Genomic DNA, 1,245 nt, shown 5'->3' with positions numbered 1-1,245 from the left:
GGCCGCCGGGGAGCCCGGCCGCGCGGTGGGGGAACGGCTCGCCGAGGGGTCGGGACGCGGCCGGGAAGGGCTGGCCGTGGCCGTACGGGCCTGGCGGCACGGCGGTACGGCGGCCCTGGCCGTGCTCGACGAGGAGTGGACCGTGGACGGCGAACGGCTGGCACGCGCGCGTGCCGCTCTCGACTCGGCGTGGGACGAGGACGAACGGCCGGTGCTCCGGGCCCGGGCCAACCGGTGGACGGTGGCCGGCGCACCCGTCCAGCTGCGCCTGGACCGCGAGGGACGCTGGTGGCCGTACCGCAAGGAACGCGGCCGGTGGGCCCCGGCAGGGAATTCCTCCCAGGACCCGGCGACGGCCCTGGCCTCGGCGGAGCGCGCACCCGAAAGGCAGCCGCCCACGAGTTCGTCGTCACACCAAGACCACGACCGGACCCGGTAGCCGTACCGCGAGGAACACGGTCGCCGGGCCCCGGCGGGAGTTCCCGCCGGGGCCCGGCGGCTGCCTCGGCGGAAGGCCTCTCCGGGGAGTGACCGCGTCTCGTGCGGTGCCGTCAGGGCAGTTCCACGTCGCCCAGGGACGGCAGGAGCGACTCCAGGCCGCTCGGCAGCTCGCTCGGGAGCTCGGACGGCAGCTCCGTGGGGAATCCGGAGGGGAGCCGGCTCGGGAGACCGCTGGGCAGCTCGGAGGGGATGCCCGGCGACGGAGCGGGTGAGCCGCCGGTACCCGTGCTGCTCTCGGTGGGCTCCTTGTCCGGCGAGTCGTCGTCGCCCGTGGCCATCAGCACGACGAGGGACGCGGCCGCGATGGCGACCACCACGGCGAGCAGGAGGAGCACGGCCCTGCGCCCGCCGGGCGGTCCGGGAGGGCGGGGCGGCGGCACGCCGTCGTTCGCGGGCGGTCCGAAACTGCCGCCGTCCGGCGGCCGGGGCGGTACGGGTGGCATGGCCATACACACCATCGTCGCCGCGCACACGGGGTCCGCGCGAGGACACCGCGCGGAAGTTGATACGGACTCAGGGCACGGGCGCCATGAGGACGGCGTACCCCACGCGGAGCGCGCGCCCAGAACAGCAGCGTCCGCGCGACGGGCCCGACCCGTGTCACGCTCGTGCGCCGCACGGTCGTACCGCGCGAGGGCGCACCCGCGGGATGCGCACCGAGCCGGCTCGAGCCGCGCCATCGCGCGCGGGACGTCGCCGGCGGGAGGTCCCGTGTCGGCCCGGACACGTGCCACCGCGCGTGAT

The 1,245-nt window shown here is 76.8% G+C and carries 1 protein-coding gene and 1 pseudogene; one reads left to right on the top strand and one right to left on the bottom strand.

Going from position 1 to position 1,245, the window contains the following annotated elements; translation table 11 throughout:
• Nucleotides 1-439 (top strand): annotated as a pseudogene (locus tag B7767_RS40800) (SWF or SNF family helicase); the annotation flags it as partial.
• Nucleotides 440-551: 112 nt separating this feature from the next.
• Here B7767_RS40800 and B7767_RS40795 read toward each other — a convergent pair.
• Entirely contained in the window at nt 552-950 is a 399-nt protein-coding gene (locus B7767_RS40795) for a hypothetical protein (RefSeq protein ID WP_256923752.1), read from the bottom strand.
• Nucleotides 951-1,245 lie beyond the last annotated feature (295 nt).

Source organism: Streptomyces sp. 13-12-16 (assembly GCF_002114215.1).
In the GTDB taxonomy this organism is placed as follows: domain Bacteria; phylum Actinomycetota; class Actinomycetes; order Streptomycetales; family Streptomycetaceae; genus Streptomyces.
Note: the sequence above shows the minus strand (reverse complement) of the source record. Positions and strands in the feature narration are given on the sequence as shown.